This is a genomic window from Klebsiella sp. PK01 (assembly GCF_057624675.1).
Genome location: NZ_JBYEZM010000002.1, coordinates 473,608 through 493,571, shown reverse-complemented (window position 1 = coordinate 493,571; position 19,964 = coordinate 473,608). Strand labels below are relative to the sequence as shown.

The 19,964-nt window shown below is 56.9% G+C and carries 19 protein-coding genes; 10 read left to right on the top strand and 9 right to left on the bottom strand.

The window, feature by feature from the left end; translation table 11 throughout:
- Nucleotides 1-30: 30 nt before the first annotated feature.
- Genes osmF through AC22LX_RS07550 form a run of 4 tightly spaced genes read left to right on the top strand, consistent with a single transcriptional unit; the run spans nt 31 to nt 3,774 of the window.
- Nucleotides 31-948, top strand: coding sequence for a glycine betaine ABC transporter substrate-binding protein OsmF (gene osmF, locus AC22LX_RS07565; RefSeq protein ID WP_045391246.1), 918 nt, complete (start codon nt 31-33; stop codon nt 946-948).
- 6 nt (nt 949-954) lie between these two features.
- The gene (locus AC22LX_RS07560; protein WP_045391243.1) at nt 955-2,112 is read left to right on the top strand and encodes an ABC transporter permease; all 1,158 of its coding nucleotides are present in this window, start codon (nt 955-957) and stop codon (nt 2,110-2,112) included.
- A complete protein-coding gene (locus tag AC22LX_RS07555) occupies nt 2,105-3,040 on the top strand; it encodes an ABC transporter ATP-binding protein (RefSeq protein ID WP_045391240.1) in 936 nt (311 codons plus the stop codon). The genes AC22LX_RS07560 and AC22LX_RS07555 overlap by 8 nt, the downstream gene beginning before the upstream one ends.
- Nucleotides 3,037-3,774, top strand: a complete 738-nt coding sequence (locus AC22LX_RS07550; protein WP_045391237.1) for an ABC transporter permease — start codon at nt 3,037-3,039, stop codon at nt 3,772-3,774. Before AC22LX_RS07555 ends, AC22LX_RS07550 begins: the two co-directional genes overlap by 4 nt.
- Here AC22LX_RS07550 and AC22LX_RS07545 read toward each other — a convergent pair.
- On the bottom strand, nt 3,749-3,862 hold the full coding sequence (locus AC22LX_RS07545; RefSeq protein WP_015365743.1) for a protein YohO: 114 nt from the start codon (nt 3,860-3,862) through the stop codon (nt 3,749-3,751). The two genes, AC22LX_RS07550 and AC22LX_RS07545, sit on opposite strands and share 26 nt — an antisense overlap.
- 59 nt (nt 3,863-3,921) lie before the next feature.
- Nucleotides 3,922-4,653, bottom strand: coding sequence for a MerR family transcriptional regulator (locus AC22LX_RS07540; protein WP_045391234.1), 732 nt, complete (start codon nt 4,651-4,653; stop codon nt 3,922-3,924).
- A 199-nt stretch (nt 4,654-4,852) separates the two neighbouring features.
- Here AC22LX_RS07540 and AC22LX_RS07535 point away from each other — a divergent pair, with 199 nt between their 5' ends.
- The 3 genes from AC22LX_RS07535 to AC22LX_RS07525 are packed head-to-tail and all read left to right on the top strand — an operon-like array spanning nt 4,853 to nt 7,775.
- Nucleotides 4,853-6,541, top strand: a complete 1,689-nt coding sequence (locus AC22LX_RS07535) for a sensor histidine kinase (RefSeq protein WP_045391232.1) — start codon at nt 4,853-4,855, stop codon at nt 6,539-6,541.
- Nucleotides 6,535-7,254, top strand: a complete 720-nt coding sequence (gene btsR / locus AC22LX_RS07530) for a two-component system response regulator BtsR (RefSeq protein WP_487333895.1) — start codon at nt 6,535-6,537, stop codon at nt 7,252-7,254. The genes AC22LX_RS07535 and btsR overlap by 7 nt, the downstream gene beginning before the upstream one ends.
- A gap of 53 nt (nt 7,255-7,307) precedes the next feature.
- Complete coding sequence (locus AC22LX_RS07525; RefSeq protein WP_015706088.1) at nt 7,308-7,775, top strand: YehS family protein; 468 nt, start codon at nt 7,308-7,310, stop codon at nt 7,773-7,775.
- Nucleotides 7,776-7,818: 43 nt separating this feature from the next.
- Here AC22LX_RS07525 and AC22LX_RS07520 read toward each other — a convergent pair whose 3' ends face one another.
- Nucleotides 7,819-8,283, bottom strand: a complete 465-nt coding sequence (locus tag AC22LX_RS07520; protein WP_045391226.1) for a YehR family lipoprotein — start codon at nt 8,281-8,283, stop codon at nt 7,819-7,821.
- A 140-nt stretch (nt 8,284-8,423) separates the two neighbouring features.
- Nucleotides 8,424-10,457, bottom strand: coding sequence for a methionine--tRNA ligase (metG, locus tag AC22LX_RS07515; protein ID WP_045377042.1), 2,034 nt, complete (start codon nt 10,455-10,457; stop codon nt 8,424-8,426).
- Between the two features lie 151 nt (nt 10,458-10,608).
- Between metG and apbC the strand changes: the two genes are divergently transcribed.
- Nucleotides 10,609-11,718 (top strand): iron-sulfur cluster carrier protein ApbC, encoded by a 1,110-nt coding sequence (gene apbC / locus AC22LX_RS07510; RefSeq protein WP_015365751.1) that lies wholly within the window; start codon nt 10,609-10,611, stop codon nt 11,716-11,718.
- Here apbC and AC22LX_RS07505 read toward each other — a convergent pair.
- Together AC22LX_RS07505 and AC22LX_RS07500 are read right to left on the bottom strand one after the other, a co-directional pair.
- Nucleotides 11,715-12,188, bottom strand: a complete 474-nt coding sequence (locus AC22LX_RS07505; RefSeq protein WP_063447985.1) for a GNAT family N-acetyltransferase — start codon at nt 12,186-12,188, stop codon at nt 11,715-11,717. The two genes, apbC and AC22LX_RS07505, sit on opposite strands and share 4 nt — an antisense overlap.
- The gene (locus AC22LX_RS07500; RefSeq protein WP_015365753.1) at nt 12,160-12,477 is read right to left on the bottom strand and encodes an RcnB family protein; all 318 of its coding nucleotides are present in this window, start codon (nt 12,475-12,477) and stop codon (nt 12,160-12,162) included. The genes AC22LX_RS07505 and AC22LX_RS07500 overlap by 29 nt, the downstream gene beginning before the upstream one ends.
- Nucleotides 12,478-12,660: 183 nt before the next feature.
- On the opposite strand from AC22LX_RS07500, the gene AC22LX_RS07495 reads away from it, so the two are divergent.
- Entirely contained in the window at nt 12,661-13,560 is a 900-nt protein-coding gene (locus AC22LX_RS07495; protein ID WP_063447986.1) for a LysR family transcriptional regulator, read from the top strand.
- Here AC22LX_RS07495 and AC22LX_RS07490 read toward each other — a convergent pair.
- Nucleotides 13,550-14,893, bottom strand: a complete 1,344-nt coding sequence (locus AC22LX_RS07490; RefSeq protein ID WP_487333894.1) for an NCS2 family permease — start codon at nt 14,891-14,893, stop codon at nt 13,550-13,552. The two genes, AC22LX_RS07495 and AC22LX_RS07490, sit on opposite strands and share 11 nt — an antisense overlap.
- A gap of 2 nt (nt 14,894-14,895) precedes the next feature.
- Nucleotides 14,896-16,707, bottom strand: coding sequence for an adenine deaminase (locus AC22LX_RS07485; RefSeq protein ID WP_049061089.1), 1,812 nt, complete (start codon nt 16,705-16,707; stop codon nt 14,896-14,898).
- 124 nt (nt 16,708-16,831) lie between these two features.
- Here AC22LX_RS07485 and AC22LX_RS07480 point away from each other — a divergent pair, with 124 nt between their 5' ends.
- A complete protein-coding gene (locus AC22LX_RS07480) occupies nt 16,832-17,755 on the top strand; it encodes a LysR family transcriptional regulator (RefSeq protein WP_049061090.1) in 924 nt (307 codons plus the stop codon).
- A 51-nt stretch (nt 17,756-17,806) separates the two neighbouring features.
- Here AC22LX_RS07480 and AC22LX_RS07475 read toward each other — a convergent pair whose 3' ends face one another.
- A complete protein-coding gene (locus AC22LX_RS07475; RefSeq protein WP_063447988.1) occupies nt 17,807-19,783 on the bottom strand; it encodes an alkyl/aryl-sulfatase in 1,977 nt (658 codons plus the stop codon).
- Between the last annotated feature and the right edge of the window lie 181 nt (nt 19,784-19,964).

Here is a 19,964-nt window from a genome sequence, read left to right as displayed (position 1 = left end):
AGCGAAGCGTATAAAAATGAGGGAAGCGGGATGATGATGGCAATGAAATGGTCAGGTGTAATGGCGCTTGCAGCCCTGCTTAGCCTGCCGCTGCAGGCGGCGGAACCGGTGAAGGTGGGCTCGAAAATCGATACAGAAGGGGCGCTGCTCGGCAACATCATTTTGCAGGTGCTGGAAAGCCATGGGGTGAAAACGGTCAATAAAGTCCAGCTCGGCACCACGCCGGTGGTTCGCGGCGCGATTACCGCCGGCGAGCTGGATATCTATCCGGAATATACCGGCAACGGCGCTTTCTTCTTTAAAGATGAAAATGACCCGGCGTGGAAAAACGCCAAACAGGGCTATGAAAAAGTTAAGAAGCTGGACGCGGAAAAAAACAAGCTGATCTGGCTGACCCCGGCCCCCGCAAATAATACCTGGACTATCGCAGTGCGACAGGAAGTGGCAGAGCAAAATCATCTTACTTCATTGGCCGATCTTAGCGCCTATCTACAGAAGGGCGGCGACTTTAAACTGGCGGCTTCCGCGGAGTTTATCGAGCGCGCCGATGCCCTGCCGGCATTTGAAAAAGCTTACGGATTTAAGCTTAATCAGAATCAGCTGTTGTCGCTGGCTGGCGGCGATACCGCAGTGACGATCAAAGCGGCGGCACAGCAAACCTCCGGCGTTAACGCGGCGATGGCCTATGGTACCGATGGGCCGGTGGCGGCGCTGGGATTACAAACCCTGAGCGATCCAAAAGGCGTACAGCCCATTTACGCGCCGGCGCCGGTGGTGCGCGACGCGGTGCTGAAGGCGTATCCGCAGATGGCGCAGTGGCTGGAGCCGGTGTTCGCCAGCCTCGATGAAAAAACATTGCAGAAATTAAACGCCAGTATTGCCGTTGAAGGGCGTGACGCGAAGAGCGTGGCCGCCGATTACCTGCAACAAAAAGGGCTGCTGAAGTAAGGACTGGTGACTATTCGTTGTTATAACCGCGTGGCGCTGCTGCTTACGCTACTGCTGTTGGCCGTGGCGGCGCTGCCGTTTGTTACTTATGCCCCTAATCGTCTGCTCTCCGGTGAAGCGCGCTGGCTCTGGACGCAAATGCCGTGGCTGGCGGCGGCGCAGCTGGCGGGCGGGCTGCTGCTGTTGTTATTGTGCTGGATCCCTGGCCGTCTGGCGCTGTTAGGAAGCCTGCTGATTGCCGATTTGCTCCTGCCACTACTAATGTGGGGCGCCGGAGACATCGCGCGACATCTGGTTCAACAGGGCTCCCCGCTGGCGCGTACCTCTCCCGGCAGCGGATTATGGCTTGCTCTCGCGCTATGCCTGCTGCTTGCCAGCGATACTATCCGCCGACTGACTCCGCACGCTTTATGGCGTTGGCTGCTGAATGCGCAGCTTTGGTTGCTACCGTGCCTGCTGCTGTGGCATGGGGCCCTCGATCAACTCTCTTTGCTGAAAGAATATGCTAACCGCGAGGATGTCTTTAATGACGCGCTGCGTCAGCATCTATGGTTGTTGTTCGGGACGTTGCTGCCCGGATTATTATTGGGTTTATCGATAGGCTTCGCCCTCTGGCGGCGACCGCACTGGCAGGCGCCAGTATTTACCTTCCTTAATGTGATTCAAACTATTCCCTCGGTGGCGCTATTCGGTTTGTTGATCGCGCCGCTCGCCGGTTTGACCCGCCATTTTCCGTGGTTGGGGAATATAGGTATTTCTGGAACCGGGATGGCGCCGGCGCTGATCGCGCTGGTGCTGTACGCGTTATTGCCGCTGGTGCGCGGGGTGGTGACCGGACTACAGCAGGTGCCGCGGGAGGCGCTGGAAAGCGCGATGGCGATGGGAATGAGCGGCGGACAGCGTTTTCGCCAGGTCCAAATGCCGTTGGCGCTACCGATTCTGCTGCGTAGCCTGCGGGTCGTCAGCGTGCAGACCGTCGGTATGGCGGTGGTGGCGGCGCTGATAGGCGCGGGCGGCTTCGGCGCTTTGGTGTTTCAGGGGCTCCTCAGCAGCGCGCTGGATTTGGTGCTGCTGGGGGTCATCCCGACGATTGCGTTGGCGGTAGCCGTGGATGCCGTGTTTGCACTGTGGGGCGCGTTATTAAAAGGAGAGGCGCATGATTGAATTCGCCGGGGTGAACAAGGCCTTCGCCGGACAGCCGGCGGTGAAGGATCTTAATCTGCATCTGCGCGAAGGCGCGTTTTCCGTGCTGATTGGTACTTCCGGCTCCGGAAAATCGACCACTCTGAAGATGATTAATCAACTCGTGGAACAGGATAGTGGAGTGATACGCTTCGCCGGCGAGGATATCCGTCGACAGCCGCTGCTGGCGCTGCGCCGCCGTATGGGGTACGCCATTCAGTCTATCGGCCTGTTTCCACACTGGACGGTGGCGCAGAATATCGCCACCGTGCCGCAGCTGCAAAAGTGGCCGCGCGGAAAAATTACCGAGCGGGTTGATGAACTCATGGCGTTACTTGGCCTGGAACCTCTGCTACGCGATCGCTACCCGCATCAGCTTTCCGGCGGCCAGCAGCAGCGCGTTGGCGTGGCGCGGGCGCTGGCGGCCAATCCGGAGGTGCTGTTAATGGATGAGCCATTTGGCGCGCTGGATCCGGTCACCCGCCAAGCGCTGCAGCAGGAGATGCTGCGCATTCATCGTCTGTTTGGGCGCACGATCGTGCTCGTCACCCATGATATCGACGAAGCGCTACGCCTGGCGGATCACCTGGTGCTGATGGACAGCGGCGAAGTGGTGCAGCAGGGGGAACCTATGCAGATGCTACTGCAGCCGAAAAACGCCTTTGTTGAAACCTTCTTTGGCCGTAGCGAACTGGGCGTTCGGCTGCTCTCGCTACGCGGCGTTGGGGATTACCTGCGCCGGGATGAACGGCTGGCAGGCGATGCGCTGAAGGTCTCGATGACGTTGCGCGAGGCGCTGTCGCAGTTTGTCGCTCACCGCCGCGACGTTTTGCCGGTGGTCGATGAACAGGGCGAAGCGTGCGGTACGTTGCACTTTGCAGACCTGCTACACGATAGGGGCACGAAGTGAAGGCGCTTCGCGATCCGCTACTGTGGCTGGTAGCGCTGTTTATCACGCTGCTGCTGGTATTGCCCCACAGCGCGCCGCTGTTTAGCTGGCTGTTTCCGGAGCTGCCGCGCCCGGTTTATCAGCAGGAGAGTTTTCTGGCGCTGACGCTGGCCCACTTTTGGCTGGTGGCGCTCTCAAGCATTGCCGCGACGGTTATCGGCGTGGGGGCAGGGATTATCGTCACCCGACCCGCCGGGCGAGAGTTTCGTCCACTGGTGGAAACCATTGCCGCTATGGGACAGACATTTCCGCCGGTAGCGGTACTGGCGATCGCGGTACCGGTGATGGGCTTCGGCTGGCAGCCGGCGCTTATCGCATTGGCGCTTTACGGAATATTGCCCGTGCTGCAGGGGACGCTGGCTGGATTAAGTTCGATATCGCCTGGGGTATTGAATATTGCCGAGGGGATGGGGATGAGCGGCTGGCAGCGGTTGTGCAAGGTGGAGCTGCCGCTGGCGGCGCCGGTGATGCTGGCCGGGATCCGCACCTCGACCATCGTCAATATTGGTACGGCAACCATTGCCTCAACGGTGGGCGCCAACACCCTCGGCACGCCGATAATAATCGGTCTCAGCGGCTTTAATACCGCTTATGTGCTACAGGGGGCGCTGCTGGTAGCGCTCGCCGCGATCATAATCGACCGCTTTTTTGAACGGCTGAACCAGTGGATCAGCCGACACCGCCGCGAACAATAAACGAGTAACCTGCCAGCATGACGCCGCCGATCCCGCCGATGGCCATGCATAAGAAGAGGGTAATGACCGCGATTTTCGCAGGCTTCATGATAGGCTCCTTTTGTTAACGGAGGGATTATACGGTGAAGCGCAGGTGTTAATGAAACATTAATTGCTATTTAGCCAGATCAGATTTTCCCGCTGTTCCCATTCGCGGAGCTGCGCTGCCTGCGGGCTACCCGGCGGCGCGGGGCACCACACCAGCAGGGTGCTGTCAGGAAATAGCTGCGGGCGGATCTGATTAAGCGAGTGCGCGACGATATCCACCCGCCAGCCCTGCTCGCAGGCGATCCAACCTTCCAGCCATAATTGAGTGGTGTCATCGGTGTTCCAGCCCACCACCACCGCGTGATGGCCGGGGCGCTTCCAGGCATGGGCGAGACATTGGGCGATGTGGTTGATTAAGATACCATCGAGCAGGCTACGCAGCGCCAGTAAAGTCGGCTGAGGGCTTAGCAGGCGGTGGCGAAGCGGATTGAGCAGATGATGCACCAGCATCTGTGCGCTATAGCTGTGGCTACGCTCTTTGAGCCATAGCCGCACGCGTTGGTAATGACCTTCCTGCAGAAAACCGAGCAAGATTTCCTGCTGTTCGCGCCAGCCGTCTTCGACATCCGCTTCGCGATCGGGCAGCAGGTTTTTTACTTTGCTGACCTGAACGCCGGCATCAATCCAGCGCTTAATTTCGCGGATGCGATCGATTTCACTGTCATTGAATAAACGATGGCCGCCATCGGTGCGTTGCGGCTTGATGAGTTCATAACGTCGCTGCCAGGCTCGCAGCGTCACGGGATTGATATCACAAAGCTGAGCCACTTCGCCTATCGTATACAGCGCCATTTTCCCCTCCCGCCGTGTGCTCCTCATTTAACTGTAGAAGGGGTTTATCAATTGTTCATTTTTTGCGCTTTACGGCGCCGGCGAGACGGTGGGAAGTGTGATCGTCACCATGATTTATCATTTTCTTGTATCGCTTCAAAGAAAGTTATGGACGGGCAGTGTATGTTACGCGCTTTCAAAGGTTGTGTGGTTGGCGGGTATGTACGAGTTCGATCTGGTCTTGCTGCTGCTCCAGCAGATGTGCGTGTTTCTGGTTATCGCCTGGCTGATGAGTAAAACGCGGCTGTTCATTCCCCTGATGCAGGTCACCGTGCGTTTACCGCATAAGCTGCTGTGCTATGTCACCTTCTCGATTTTTTGCATTATGGGGACCTATTTCGGTCTGCATATCGAAGACTCTATTGCTAATACTCGCGCTATTGGCGCAGTGATGGGTGGCCTGCTCGGCGGCCCGGTGGTCGGCGGTCTGGTGGGGTTGACCGGCGGCTTGCATCGCTATTCGCTGGGCGGCATGACGGCGTTAAGCTGTATGGTGTCGACCATTGTCGAAGGGCTGCTCGGCGGCCTGGTGCATAGCATTCTGATCAAACGCGGACGTCCGGATAAAGTGTTCAGCCCGCTTACCGCCGGGGCGATTACCTTTTTCGCTGAACTGGTACAGATGCTGATAATTCTGCTCATTGCGCGGCCATTCCAGGATGCGTTGCACCTGGTGCAGAGTATCGCCGCGCCGATGATGGTCACTAATACCGTCGGCGCCGCGCTGTTTATGCGCATTCTGCTGGATAAGCGGGCGATGTTTGAGAAATACACCTCGGCTTTTTCAGCCACCGCGTTAAAGGTGGCGGCCTCCACCGAGGGGATCCTGCGCCAGGGGTTCAACGAAGAGAACAGTATGAAGGTCGCTCAGGTGCTGATTCAGGAACTCGATATCGGCGCCGTGGCGATTACCGACCGCGATCGGCTGCTGGCGTTTACCGGTATCGGCGACGATCATCATCTGCCAGGTAAACCTATCTCCTCATCCTATACACAAAAGGCGATTGATACCGGCGAAGTGGTTTATGCCGACGGCAACGAGGTGCCATACCGTTGTTCAATTCATCCTGGCTGTAAACTGGGCTCGACGCTGGTCATTCCGCTGCGCGGTGAGAATCAACGGGTTATTGGCACTATTAAGCTATATGAAGCGAAAAACCGCTTGTTCAGCTCGATTAACCGCACGTTGGGGGAGGGGATAGCGCAACTGCTGTCGGCGCAGATCCTTGCCGGCCAGTATGAACGACAGAAAGCGTTGCTGACCCAGTCGGAAATTAAACTGCTGCACGCGCAGGTTAACCCGCACTTTCTGTTCAACGCCCTGAACACGCTGAAGGCAGTGATCCGCCGTGATAGCGATCAGGCTGGGCAACTGGTGCAGTATTTATCGACCTTCTTTCGCAAAAATCTGAAGCGACCAACGGAGATTGTCACCCTGGCGGACGAAATTGAACATGTGAATGCCTATCTGCAAATTGAGAAGGCGCGATTCCAGGATAATTTGCAGATACGCATGCAGGTGCCAGCGTCGCTTGAGCATCTCCAGCTACCGGCATTTACGTTACAGCCGATAGTCGAAAACGCGATCAAGCACGGCACCTCTCAGCATCTTGGCGTGGGCGAAATTACCATTCGCGCCAGTCAGCATGAGCGTTGGCTACAGCTGGATGTGGAAGACAATGCCGGGCTTTACCGTGATAACCCTAATGCCAGCGGGCTTGGGATGAGTCTGGTGGACAGACGACTGCGCACGCGCTTCGGCGCCGACTGCGGAATTAGCGTCGCTTGCGAAGCGGAACATTTTACCCGCATCACGCTGCGACTGCCTGTGGAGGAAAATGCATGCTAAAAGTTTTAATCGTCGATGATGAGCCGCTGGCGCGGGAAAACCTGCGCATCCTGCTGGAGGAGCAAAGCGATATAGAAATCGTTGGCGAATGCGGCAATGCCGTCGAAGCGATTGGCGCGGTGCATAAGCTGCGTCCCGACGTGCTGTTTCTGGACATTCAAATGCCGCGTATCAGTGGGCTGGAGATGGTTGGCATGCTCGATCCTGAACATCGCCCCTATATCGTCTTTTTAACCGCCTTCGATGAATATGCGGTGAAGGCGTTTGAAGAGCACGCTTTCGATTATCTCCTCAAGGCTATTGAGAACGTCCGGCTGGAGAAAACGCTGGGCCGCCTGCGCCAGGAGCGCAGTCTGCAGGATGTATCACTGTTGGAGGATGCCCAGCAGGCGCTGAAGTACATTCCCTGCACCGGTCACAGCCGCATCTGGCTACTGCAAATGGAGGATGTGGCTTTTGTGAGCAGCCGAATGAGCGGTATTTACGTCACCGATAGCGAAGGCAAAGAAGGTTTTACCGAGCTGACTTTGCGTACTCTGGAAAGCCGAACGCCGCTGCTGCGCTGCCACCGTCAGTATTTGGTTAACATGGCGCATTTGAAAGAGATCCGCCTTGAGGAGAACGGCCAGGCGGAGCTACTGATGCGCGCCGGGCAAACGGTGCCGGTCAGCCGTCGTTATCTGAAAAGCCTGAAAGAGGCGATTGGTCTGTAAAAACGCGGAATCATGGTAGACTTAGCGCCAGCATTTTTCATCATGAAGGCATTATGATCAGTAACGACATTTTACGTAGCCTGCGCTACACCCTGAAAACGAATAATAACGGTCTGGTACGTATCTTTGCGCTGGCGGATGCGCCGGTGAGTGCGGAACAACTGGTACCCTGGCTGAAAAAAGAAGACGAAGAAGGGTTTGCGCGCTGCCCGGATGTCGTACTGTCGAATTTCCTCAACGGTCTGATTTACGACAAGCGTGGTAAAGATGAGTCGGCGCCGCCGCTGGCGGTCGAGCGCCGGGTGAATAACAATATCGTACTGAAAAAATTGCGTATCGCCTTCTCGCTGAAGACCGACGACATTCTGGCTATCCTGACTCAGCAAAAATTCCGCGTGTCGATGCCTGAAATTACCGCCATGATGCGCGCGCCGGACCACAAAAACTACCGTGAATGCGGCGATCAGTTTTTGCGCTATTTCCTGCGCGGTCTTACCGAGCGCGAGCACGCCAAAGGCTAAGCGCCTGACTTGACCCGGGCCTGCGCCCGGGCCCTGTATCTCTTTACTTCTTCACTTCTTTAAAACCCTGCGATTCCAGCAGCTTAGTCGATACTGATAGCGAAACAAACTGCTGTGAGCAGTCGGTGAACATCGAGCCTGGCAGCTTGCACAGCTCGCTGATTTTCGCTTTGCTGAAATCCACGGTCAGATGTTCAAGCGCGTAGGAGTCTTTATAGTCGATGGTCTGCTCAACGCCCTGCAGATTACGATAGACGCTGCTGATCGGCTCGATAATCGCCCGCGCCTGTTCTTTATTTTCCGCGCCGATCGATTTATAGGGAATGGTATTGTCGGCATCCTGACGCAGCACTTTGTCGCCGTCATAGTGGTAGGTAAAGCTAAGTTCGACGCCGTTAGTATTCAGCGCAAAGGTTTTAGTCTCTTCTTTTTTATTATCGCAGCCGGCGAGGGCCGCCAGCAGAACGGATACGGCCAGCACGCTAGCCATCTTGCGGTTAAATTTCATCACGATTCCCTATGTTGAGTGGTATTGCGCGTCCAGAGAGGAGCAGACAGTAATGATTATTATGGCGATTACACGTTGTCGCAACAGAAGGCGTGAAGGGAATAAAAAAAGCGCTGCCGGAGCAGCGCTTTTGCGGAGGGTTATTTAACCTGCTGACCCGGCTGTGCGCCGCTGTCAGGGCTTAACAGGAAAATATCTTTCCCGCCAGGGCCGGCGGCCATCACCATCCCTTCGGAGATACCGAAGCGCATTTTACGCGGCGCCAGGTTGGCGACCATCACCGTCAGACGGCCAATCAGCGCCTGCGGATCCGGGTAGGCGGATCGGATGCCGGAGAAGACGTTGCGCTTCTCGCCGCCGAGATCGAGGGTCAGGCGCAGCAGCTTATCGGAACCGTCGACGAACTCGGCGTTTTCAATCAGCGCGATGCGCATATCCACCTTGGCGAAATCGTCAAAGGAGATAGTTTCCTGGATCGGATCATCGGCCAGCGGGCCAGTCACCGGCGCGGCGGCGGCTTTAACTTCTTCTTTAGAGGCTTCCACCAGCGCTTCGACCTGTTTCATCTCAATGCGATTGTACAGCGCTTTGAAGGCGTTAACCTTGTGCGCCAGCAGCGGCTGCTGGATGGCGTCCCAGCTCAGCTCGGTGTTGAGGAACGCTTCAGCGCGCGCGCTCAGCCCCGGCAGAACCGGCTTCAGCCAGGTCATCAGCACGCGGAACATGTTCAGCCCCATGGTGCAGATTGCCTGCAGGTCGGCGTCGCGGCCTTCCTGTTTGGCCACCACCCACGGCGCCTGCTCGTCGACATAGCGGTTAGCGACGTCGGCCAGCGCCATAATTTCGCGGATGGCTTTACCGAACTCGCGGCTTTCCCACGCTTCGCCGATAGCGGCAGCCGCATCGGTGAAGGTTTTATACAGCGCCGGGTCAGCCAGCTCGGCAGAGAGCATGCCGTCGAAGCGCTTATTGATAAAGCCGGCGTTACGCGAAGCCAGGTTCACCACTTTGTTAACGATGTCGGCGTTGACGCGCTGGATAAAGTCTTCCAGGTTCAGGTCGATATCATCAATGCGCGAAGAGAGCTTAGCGGTGTAGTAGTAGCGCAGGCTATCGGCATCAAAATGGTTCAGCCAGGTGCTGGCTTTGATAAAGGTGCCGCGAGATTTGGACATCTTGGCGCCGTTTACCGTGACATAGCCGTGAACGAACAGGTTGGTCGGCTTACGGAAATTGCTGCCTTCCAGCATGGCCGGCCAGAACAGGCTGTGGAAGTAAACGATGTCTTTACCGATGAAGTGATATAGCTCGGCGCTGGAATCTTTCTTCCAGTATTCATCGAAGCTGGTTGTGTCGCCGCGTTTATCGCATAGATTCTTAAAGGAACCCATGTAACCGATCGGCGCATCCAGCCAGACGTAGAAGTATTTGCCCGGCGCATTCGGAATTTCAAAGCCAAAGTACGGCGCGTCACGGGAAATATCCCACTGCTGCAGGCCGGATTCGAACCACTCCTGCATTTTGTTCGCCACCTGCTCCTGCAGCGCGCCGCTGCGGGTCCACGCCTGCAGCATTTCGCTAAAGGACGGCAGGTCGAAGAAGAAGTGCTCAGATTCACGCATCACCGGCGTCGCGCCGGACACCACGGATTTCGGGTCGATGAGTTCAGTTGGGCTGTAGGTCGCGCCGCAGACTTCGCAGTTATCGCCGTACTGGTCCGGAGATTTACACTTCGGACAGGTACCTTTGACGAAACGGTCCGGCAGGAACATGCCCTTTTCCGGGTCGTAGAGCTGAGAGATAGTGCGGTTTTTAATAAAACCGTTTTCTTTCAGACGGGTATAGATAAGCTCCGACAGCTCGCGGTTCTCGTCGCTGTGCGTCGAGTGGTAGTTGTCGTAACTGATATCGAAACCGGCAAAATCGGTCTGATGCTCCTGACTCATCTCGCCAATCATCTGCTCCGGGGTGATGCCAAGCTGCTGCGCTTTCAGCATAATCGGGGTGCCGTGGGCGTCGTCGGCGCAGATGAAGTTGACTTCGTGGCCGCGCATTCGCTGGTAACGGACCCAGACATCAGCCTGGATGTGCTCCAGCATGTGGCCGAGGTGGATAGAGCCGTTGGCGTACGGCAGCGCGCACGTTACCAGAATTTTTTTCGCGACTTGAGTCATAGTGGGCATTACATCTTCTGTTGTAAAAAGGGCTTTTGATGTTACCTGAAAGGCAATAATTTGGTAAGCCCAAAGCTTATTGTGGGGGAATTATTCCCTTTCAGGTAAACTTAACGGACAAGAATCAACTCACAATAACAAAGGAGTCGGGATGAGTTCGCAATCCCAGGCCAAATCCCCCGAACGTCTACGTGCGATGGTCGCCGGGACTCTGGCTAATTTCCAGCACCCAACCCTGAAGCATAACCTCACCACGCTAAAGGCGCTGCATCATGTTGCCTGGCTTGACGATACCGTGCATATCGAGATCCAAATGCCGTTCGTCTGGACCCGCGCGTTTGAGGCGTTGAAGGAGCAATGCAGCGCCGAGCTGCTGCGCATTACCGGCGCGAAGGCCATCGACTGGAAGCTCTCTCACAGTATCGCCACCCTGAAGCGAGTGAAAAACCAGCCGGGCATTAATGGCGTGAAAAACATCATCGCCGTGAGTTCCGGTAAAGGCGGGGTGGGTAAATCTTCTACCGCCGTGAACCTCGCCCTGGCGCTGGCGGCGGAAGGGGCCAAAGTGGGTATTCTCGATGCCGATATCTATGGTCCGTCGATTCCGACCATGCTCGGCGCCGAAGACAGCCGCCCGACGTCGCCGGACGGCACCCATATGGCGCCGATCATGAAGTATGGCCTGGCGACTAACTCCATTGGTTATCTGGTAACCGACGACAACGCCATGGTGTGGCGCGGCCCGATGGCCAGCAAGGCGCTGATGCAGATGCTTCAAGAGACGCTGTGGCCGGATCTGGATTACCTGGTACTGGATATGCCGCCGGGAACGGGCGACATCCAGCTGACCCTGGCGCAAAACATTCCGGTGACCGGCGCGGTAGTGGTGACGACGCCGCAGGACATCGCGCTGATCGACGCCAAAAAAGGCATCGTGATGTTTGAGAAGGTGGAAGTGCCGGTCGTGGGGATCGTGGAAAACATGAGCATGCATATCTGCAGCAACTGTGGCCACCACGAACCTATCTTTGGCACTGGCGGCGCCGAGAAGCTGGCGGCGAAGTATCACACCCAGTTGCTAGGCCAGTTGCCATTGCATATCACGCTGCGTGAAGACCTGGATAAAGGCACGCCGACGGTCATTGCGCGTCCGGAAAGCGAGTTTACCGATATCTACCGCCAGCTGGCGGGACGCGTGGCGGCGCAGATGTACTGGCAGGGCGAAGTTATCCCGAGCGAGATCGCCTTCCGCGCCGTTTAAGGCTGGGTGTAACGCATCAGCCAATAATCTCCGTCAGGAGACGCGCCCTGCGCTTCGACTTTCCAGCCGTGATGCTGGTAGAAGCGCAGGGCGTTTTCATTTCGCGACAGGCACTTCAGCGTGCCGCTGCGCTTAAATGAGCGCTGAACCTGTTCCAGCAGCAGGCTACCGACGCCTTTTCCCTGCCACTGCGGATCCACGAACAGGTTATGCAGGAAGTTGTCGATAACCCACACCGAGGCGAATCCTGCCAGCACATCGCCGCATTCGGCGACCCATAGCTGTTCGTCTTGCACTACGGCATCAAAATCTTCCAACCGCCATTGATCGCCGTTAAGCCATGTCCACGACGCAAGACGCGCGTCAAGAAACAGCTGACGCAGGCGAGGGTAGTCGCTGTCGCGGCCAGGACGAATACGCAACTGCGGCGGCAGTGAGGGCTTAGCGATGATAGAAGATCTCGCCGTCATACACTTTCAGGATCTTGCCTTCGGTGTCGGTGATCAGAACATAGTTGCCGCCCATGTAGGTCCAGTGGCTACCGGCATCCGGCGCGGGCAGGTTACGCAATTGCCACTGCTTGATGTTGTACTCAGGAGTGAGGTACATCGCCGGCACGGTATCGCCAATATGAAATTGGGTAAAATCAGCGGTGAATTCTTTCATCGCATACTGTTCAATCCCGGAGGCCGGCGCCGCCCAGCTTGCGCTGGCGCTGGCAAGAAGTACGCCCAGAAGCATCATTTTTGTTTTACGCATATTTTCCTCAATATTACCTGGACTCAAAATAGCAGCCTCGTATCATTCCTGAAGCGCTGCTGAAATGGCAAGCACTGGTTTTTTAAAAAGTGTAAGCAAAACACGGCTGAAGTCTTGTGCCGCTTGCGTTGTTACGCGGTAAATCGCTATTTTGGGAGCATTCTGAAGCTTTGGAGAATTGGCATGTTCAGGCTGGAAGATCTGACCTTATTTGTCCGCGCGGCGGCGTTAGGCAGTTTTAGCGAGGCGGCGCGGGAGGCGGGGCAGCAGCCAGCGCAGGTGAGCGCGGCGATCAAACGCCTGGAGACGACGCTCAACATTCGCCTTTTTGCCCGTTCGACCCGTAGCCTGCGCCTGACCCCGGAGGGCGAAACCTGGCTGCCCTACGCCACCCAGATGCTTGATACCCTACAGGCCGGGTTACAGAAAATTCAGGCGCCGGGAGATGAAGTGCGCGGCACGCTGCAAATCTCTGTGCCATCCGACCTTGGGCGCAACCTGCTGCTCAAGGTATTTTGCGCTTTTCGCGAACGTCATCCGGCGCTGAGTCTGCGGCTGCACTTTTCCGATCATCTGACCGACGTGTTTAAAGATCCGGTGGATGTCGCTTTTCGCTACGGCTACCACGAAGACGCTTCGTTTATCTCGCTGCCGGTCGCGCCGGAGAATCGCCGGGTGTTAGTCGCTTCACCGCAGTGGATTGCCCGCCACGGTCAAATCAGTAGTCTGGAGGAGTTATCCCGGCACAGTGCGCTACTGTATGTATTACGCGGCCGGCCTTTTGACCGCTGGCCGCTGATTTCAGGTAATGAAGTACATACCGTGGAGATGAACGGCGCGATTATGAGCGATGATGCGGAGGTGATCCGTCGGCTGGCGGTAGCCGGAGAGGGGATCGCTTATAAATCGTTTCTTGATGTCAGCGACGACCTGCGGGAAGGGCGTCTGGTGCGGTTGCTGCCGGACTTTCAGGGCGATTTAACGCCGCTGAACATGATTTGTCCGCACCGCAAACAGCTCTCTGCCGCGGTGCGTTTATTATATCAAGAGGTGAAATCACATTGTGAAGCGCTTAGTGCTTAACTAAGGTCGCGAAGTAATAGATTAGCGGGATCGCCAGCACCCACAGGCCAATCGGAATTTCACGCCACTTGCCGGCGATCGCTTTGATGACAATGTAAAACAGCAGTCCGCCGGCAATACCGGTGCCGAAGCTGTTGGCGATGAGCGTAATCATCACCATCATGAGGACCGGCAGTCCATCGGTAAAGTTCCCCAGATCGACTTTGCGCAGGCCGCTAAACATGTTCAGGCCTATCAAAATTAACGCCGGCGCGGTGGCCTCTTTAGGGATCATGAGCGCCACCGGCGTAAACAGCAACATCAGCAGGAACATCACCGCCGCCGCCAGCGCGGTGAGGCCGGTCTTGCCGCCGGCTTCCGCTGCCGCGGATGATTCAATCAGCGCCGTAGCCGCCGGAATACCGACCCACGGGCCCAGCGCGGCGGCAATCGAATCGACCATAAACGGGCGATTAATCTGCGGCATGTTACCTTCTTCATCCAGTAATCCCGCTTCGCCGCCGACCGCCAGGGTCGTGCCCATGGTCGAGAAAAACTCGGACGCGAAAAAGACGAACAGGAACGGCAGAAAGGCGATATTTAATGCCCCCAACAGATCGATTTGCCCGAACACCGGAGCCAGCGAGTGCGGAACATCAATAAAGCTGCCCGGCAGTTTTGTTACCCCGAACGGAATACCCACCAGGGTGGCGAACAGAATGGCCCACAGTATCGCGCCGGGCACTTTACGCGCCTGTAACGCTATCGCCAGAAACAGGCCACACAGCGCCACCAGCGCGCCGGGGGCAAGAAAATCGCCGAGCATCAGGGCGTTGGTTTTGGCATTCGCCAACACCAGCCCGGCATTGCGAAAGCCGAGCACCGCAACGAACAACCCGATCGAGGCCGTCAGCCCCAGCTTAATTGATTGCGGTACCGAGCGGGTGACCACTTCGCGTAGGCCGAATTGGGTCAACAGGAAGAAGAGGATCCCCGACCAGCAGGCAATTCCGAGGCCAATCTGCCAGCCAATACCTTCGCTGCCCGCCAGCGTCACACCTACCAATACCGAGCCGCCAATGCCCGGACCGACGATAAACGGCAGGTTGGCGTAAAACGCCATTAATAGCGAACCGGCGACAAAAACCAGTATAGTGCCGGTGGTGGCGGCGCCTTTATCCATTCCGCCAATCGCCAGCAGCCCTGGAATGACCACCAGTAAATAGGCGGCGGCGAGAAAGCCGATGATCCCAGCCAGGCATTCGGTGCGTAGCGAACCGCCCCGTGAACGCAGCGCAAAGCGGCGCTCCAGCCAGTGGCTACGGGCAGAAGTATGAAGTGTGTTATCGGCCATGCTCAGGCTCCCTGAGGATTATTGTTGTGATGAGTTGGCGCCGGTGTCTCCCGGCAGGCTATCAACGGGTCAACTATCTGGCGGCTGCCGCCGTCGGTTAAACCCAAATCGGTTAAATGCGGCCCGGCGTTGCAGGCAAGGCAGGTGCCTTCAATCGCCTTAAATACCCGGTATGGCGGCTCCCAGTCGGCGACTTTACTGCTTAAATCTCGCAGCTCGCGGAACTGCCGCGCCAGCTCGGCGGTGGGAAGATCGGAGAGCATGCCGGCAATTGGCATCGCCACATGGGCCAGGATCTCGCTCTGTTGCGCCAGCGCCATCCCGCCGCCGGAAGCGATCAGCTGATTTGCCGCTAAGGCCATATCCTGAGCATCGCGCCCGAGCACCACCAGGTTATGTGAATCATGCGAGTAGCTGGTGGCGATGGCGCCGCGCAGCTCGCCCCAGCCTTCGAGCAGGGCGATTTGCGGCGTTGCCTGATGGCGGCCGTGGCGGTGCTTAACCCAAATCAGGCTAAAGCCCGCGGGCAGTTGTACTTCGCCGTCGCGGATCTGTACTTCTACTTCACCCCATTTCGTGAAGCGCGCGCCGCTGATGTGGCGCAGGCGGGCGACGCCATGACGAATGCCCTTAATTCGCAGGATAAAGTCTTCCGCGGCGAGGGGCGCTAACTGCAGAGTATCACGCGGCGGCGTCACGTCGGGCGCGGCGGCAAGGGGGGTTAGCAGGTGACCGCTGCGAGCGATAAGTTTGCCGCCGACATAGACCTCCTGAGCCTCGAGTTTCTCCAGCGAATCAAACACCACCAGATCCGCGCGCCGTCCTGCGGCAATCAGCCCAAGATCGTTACGCTGCAGGCGAATAGCCGCATTGAGGGTGGCGAAACGCAGCACATCGACCGTTGGCAAACCGTGTTCAATCAGCAGGTTGAGCAGGGCGATAATGCCACCTTTCTCCAGCAGCATATCCGGCGGGACGTCATCGGTGCAGACGGTGATTTGCGAAGAGAGATGCGGCAGCGTTTTTAACGCCGTAACGATATCGGGCAGCAGATAGGGGTGTGAGCCGCGAATTTCGATAGTCAGCCCGGCGCGCAGTTTTTCCAGCGCATCGGCCGCTGAAGTCAGTTCATGATCGGAGGTGACGCCGGCGGCGAGATATGCCTGCAAATCGGCGCCGCTGAGCCCGCGGGCATGGCCTTCAATCAGTTTGCCGCTGTTAAGCCCGGCCTGGACAATCTCCTGCATCCGTTCGCTGCCGTTAAGCACCCCGTGCATGTCCATCACTTCCGCCACGCCGCGTACTTCCGGCCAACCGAGCATGGTTTCCATTTCAGCGCCGGTGAAATCAGCGCCGGACATTTCGAGACCTGGCGTAGAGGGGACGCTGGACGGCGCGGCCACCATCACCTGTAGCGGCAGATGGCGACTGGCGTCAACCGCGTAGCGCACGCCATCGACGCCGAGCACGTTGGCCAGCTCATGCGGATCCCAGAACACCGCGGTGGTACCCTGAGTCAGGACAATTTCGGCGTAGCGCTCGGGCGGTAGATGCGAACTTTCAAGGTGTACGTGGGTGTCCATCAAGCCGGGCGACAGATACCCGCCTTGCAGCGAGCGCACTTCATGGGCGTCGGCGCGGCTACCGCGCGGATGCACGCTGGCAATCATTTCACCCACAATGCCGACGTCAGCGTCGCGGACTTCGCCAGTGGCCATATCGACTATCTGCGCATCGATAAGCAACAGATCAAACGGGGACTCGCCGCGCGCGGCCTGTACGGCGCGACGACGGACTTCAGCATTGCTGGACATAACAACTCCGCCACAAGGATAATGCGGATACTCTAGGGGCACAGCAAACGTTTGCCCAGATGAATAAATTTATCGCCCGATAAGCTCGGGTTATTCTTTATGACCACCGGTAGCGAAACTGACAATGAACGAACCCTGGCAACGTCTGCCCGCGCTCTCACTAAAGCAACTGCAGTATTTTGTGACCCTGGCTCAGTTGCGCCATTTTACCGATACCGCCAATCGGCTGGCGATTAGCCAACCGGCGCTCAGCAGCGCGCTGCGCCAGATAGAAGCAGTGCTTGGGGGTAAGCTGGTCAATCGTACCGCCTCGGCGGTCACCCTGACGGAACTGGGGGCGGCGATTTTACCTCATGCCCAGCGGATACTGAGCGTGGCCCAGGCGTCTTTTTTTGATATGCAACAGATCGTGGAAGCGGGCGGCGATGGCACAGTACGGATAGGCCTGGTTCCGTCGGTGAGCTCGCTGCTGTTTCCGCTACTGCCGCAGACTCTGGCGCAGGCCTTTCCGCGTCTGCGCATCGAATTTCATGACCAGACCAACGATGCGTTAATGCGGGCGCTGCAAAGCGGTGAGATTGATTTTGGTATCGGCGCGATCGACAGTTCGCTGCCGGCTGAGCTACTGGTTTATCCGCTACGCGAGGATCCGTTCGTGGCGGTACTGCACCGCGACGATCCGCTCGCTGCGCAGCCAAATTTACCGTGGAAGCAGTTGGTAGGCCGTGATATTGCCGTTTTCTCAAAGGGGAATATTCAGCGGCTGGTGGCGGCGCTGGTGGAAAGCCAACGTTTGACCTTAACGACGCGTTACCAGGTAGACTATATCGAAACCCTTTATGGGCTGGTACGTTCGCGGCTGGCGGTGGCCATTCTCCCGGCGCTGTATACGACCTATTTGCACGATCCGGCGTTAAAGGTGGCGCAACTGCAGCAGCCGGCGCTCACGCGGACTGTGGCCCTGATGCGCGGGCCGCAGGCGCTACCACCGCTCATTGAAGATTGTTTCTCCTTACTACAGGCCGAGCTGCGTAGCGCTGCAGGATAAATAAATCCCCCGCGGCCAGAAAGGGCGCGAGGGAGATTCAGCGATTATCGCTTACGGGGTGACAATGTTGAACCAGAATTCAAACTTGTCCATGTAGCTCAGCATTTCATCGAGCTTAGCGCTATTGCCGCTAATCTTGACGTCGCCCTTGTCTTCAGCTTCCTTCAACGTTTCCTGTTTCAAAATGATCTTGTTCAGGGTATCGCGATTCAGAGTGATGCTGGCGTCAGCCTTGTCTGCTACCGAATTAGCAGTGTGGTTCAGTACGCCATTTTCCAGTTCCAGCTTATACTTCCCGCCATCTGTACCCAGATCGATATTGAAGACCGCTTTCGCCGCGCCGGCTTTCTGGCCGTTGATATGTACGCCCAGGTAGTCGAAGAACATCTCCGGGGTCATCGCGCGCACGGTATCCGGGCTGGCGGTGTTAGGCGTCGGGAGTTTCTGTACGCCGTTACGCAGTTCCTGCGCGCCGGTCAGGTAGAAGTTGCGCCAGGTACCGGCTTCCGCCTGGTAACCTAACTGCTCCAGAGCATCCGCTTCGAGATTACGCGCATCGGTATTCTGCGGGTCGGCGAAGACGATTTTACTGGTCACCTGCGCCACCCAGCGGTAGTTCCCCTGCTGATAGTCGGCTTTGGCTTTCTGCATGATGGCATCGGCGCCGCCCATGTATTCAACGAACTTCTTCGCAGCCTGTTGCGGCGGCAGCTCGTCGAGGGTCGCCGGGTTGCCATCGAACCAGCCGAGGTAGTAAACGTAAGTTGCTTTTACATCGTGGCTGACGGAGCCGTAATAACCGCGGCTCGACCATTGTTTCTCCAGCGATTCCGGCAGCTTGAAGTTAGCGGCGATTTCATCGCGGGTCAGGCCTTCGTTGGCCATGCGTAGGGTCTGGTCGTTGATGTAGCGATACATGTCGCGCTGACCTTTCATCAGCTTGATAATGTTGTCGTTACCCCAGGTTGGCCAGTGGTGCTGAGCGATAATGACTTCAGCATCGTTGCCCCAGCGGTCGATCGCGGCGTTGATGTATTTTGACCACGCCAGCGGGTCGCGGATCTTCGCGCCGCGCAGCGAGTAGGTATTGTGCAGGGTATGGGTAACATCCTCTGCCGCTTCAATCATTTTCTTCTCTTTGACATACCACAGCATTTCCGACGGCGCTTCGGAACCCGGCGCCATCATGAAGTCGTAGGTCAGACCATCTATCACTTCCTGCTGGCCGGTTTTGGTGATGTAGTTGGTCGGCTGGATAAGCGTCACGGTACCTGCGGAGGTGGTGGTGCCAAGACCGGCGCCGACCTGCCCTTTGGCGTCAGGCTTCAGCAGGTTGCCGTACATGTAGCTGGCGCGGCGGCTCATTGCGGTACCGGCCATGATGTTCTCGGAAACCGCTTCTTCCATAAATCCGGCAGGGGCGTAGATTTTCACCTTACCCGCTTTCACGTCGGCTTCATCAACCACGCCGCGGATACCGCCGTAGTGATCAACGTGGCTGTGGGTGAACAGCACGGCGACAACCGGCTTTTTACCACGGTTGGCGTAATAGAGATCCATCGCTTCTTTCGCCGGCTCGGCGCTCAGCAGCGGGTCGATAACGGTTATCCCTTTCTCACCTTCAATGATAGTCATGTTGGAGAGATCGAGATTACGGATCTGATAAACCCCGTCGGTGACTTTAAACAGGCCGCCGATATTAATCAGCTGCGACTGGCGCCACAGGCTTGGGTTAACGGTATCCGGGGCTTTTTCACCTTCTTTGACGAAGTCATACTTTGCCGGGTTCCAGATAACGTTGCCTTGCTCGCCTTTAATCATGGTTTGCGGCAGCGCGGCGATAAAGCCTTTATGCGCGTTATCGAAATCGGTTTTATCGGCAAACGGCAGTTTGTTGTACAGCGCGTTATTTGCCTGCTGAGTTGCCGGAGTGGCGTCCTGTTGCTGGGCGGCAGCGAAGGCGGAAAGCGACAGTGAAGTTAAAACACCGGCCAGAGCCAGATGTTTAGCGATCTGATTTAATTTCATTGCATGGCCTCTTAGATTATTTGTTCCGCTATCAATGTTTAATATCAGCGGATAATTCAAATGCGGACTAATTACTGGCCATTTTAAAGCGAATACTTTGCGTTGATAGTCCCATATGGGACTGGTCATTCGTGAAAAAATAATCATCTCGAATCCGCTATCACTTCGCTGCTATACTCGA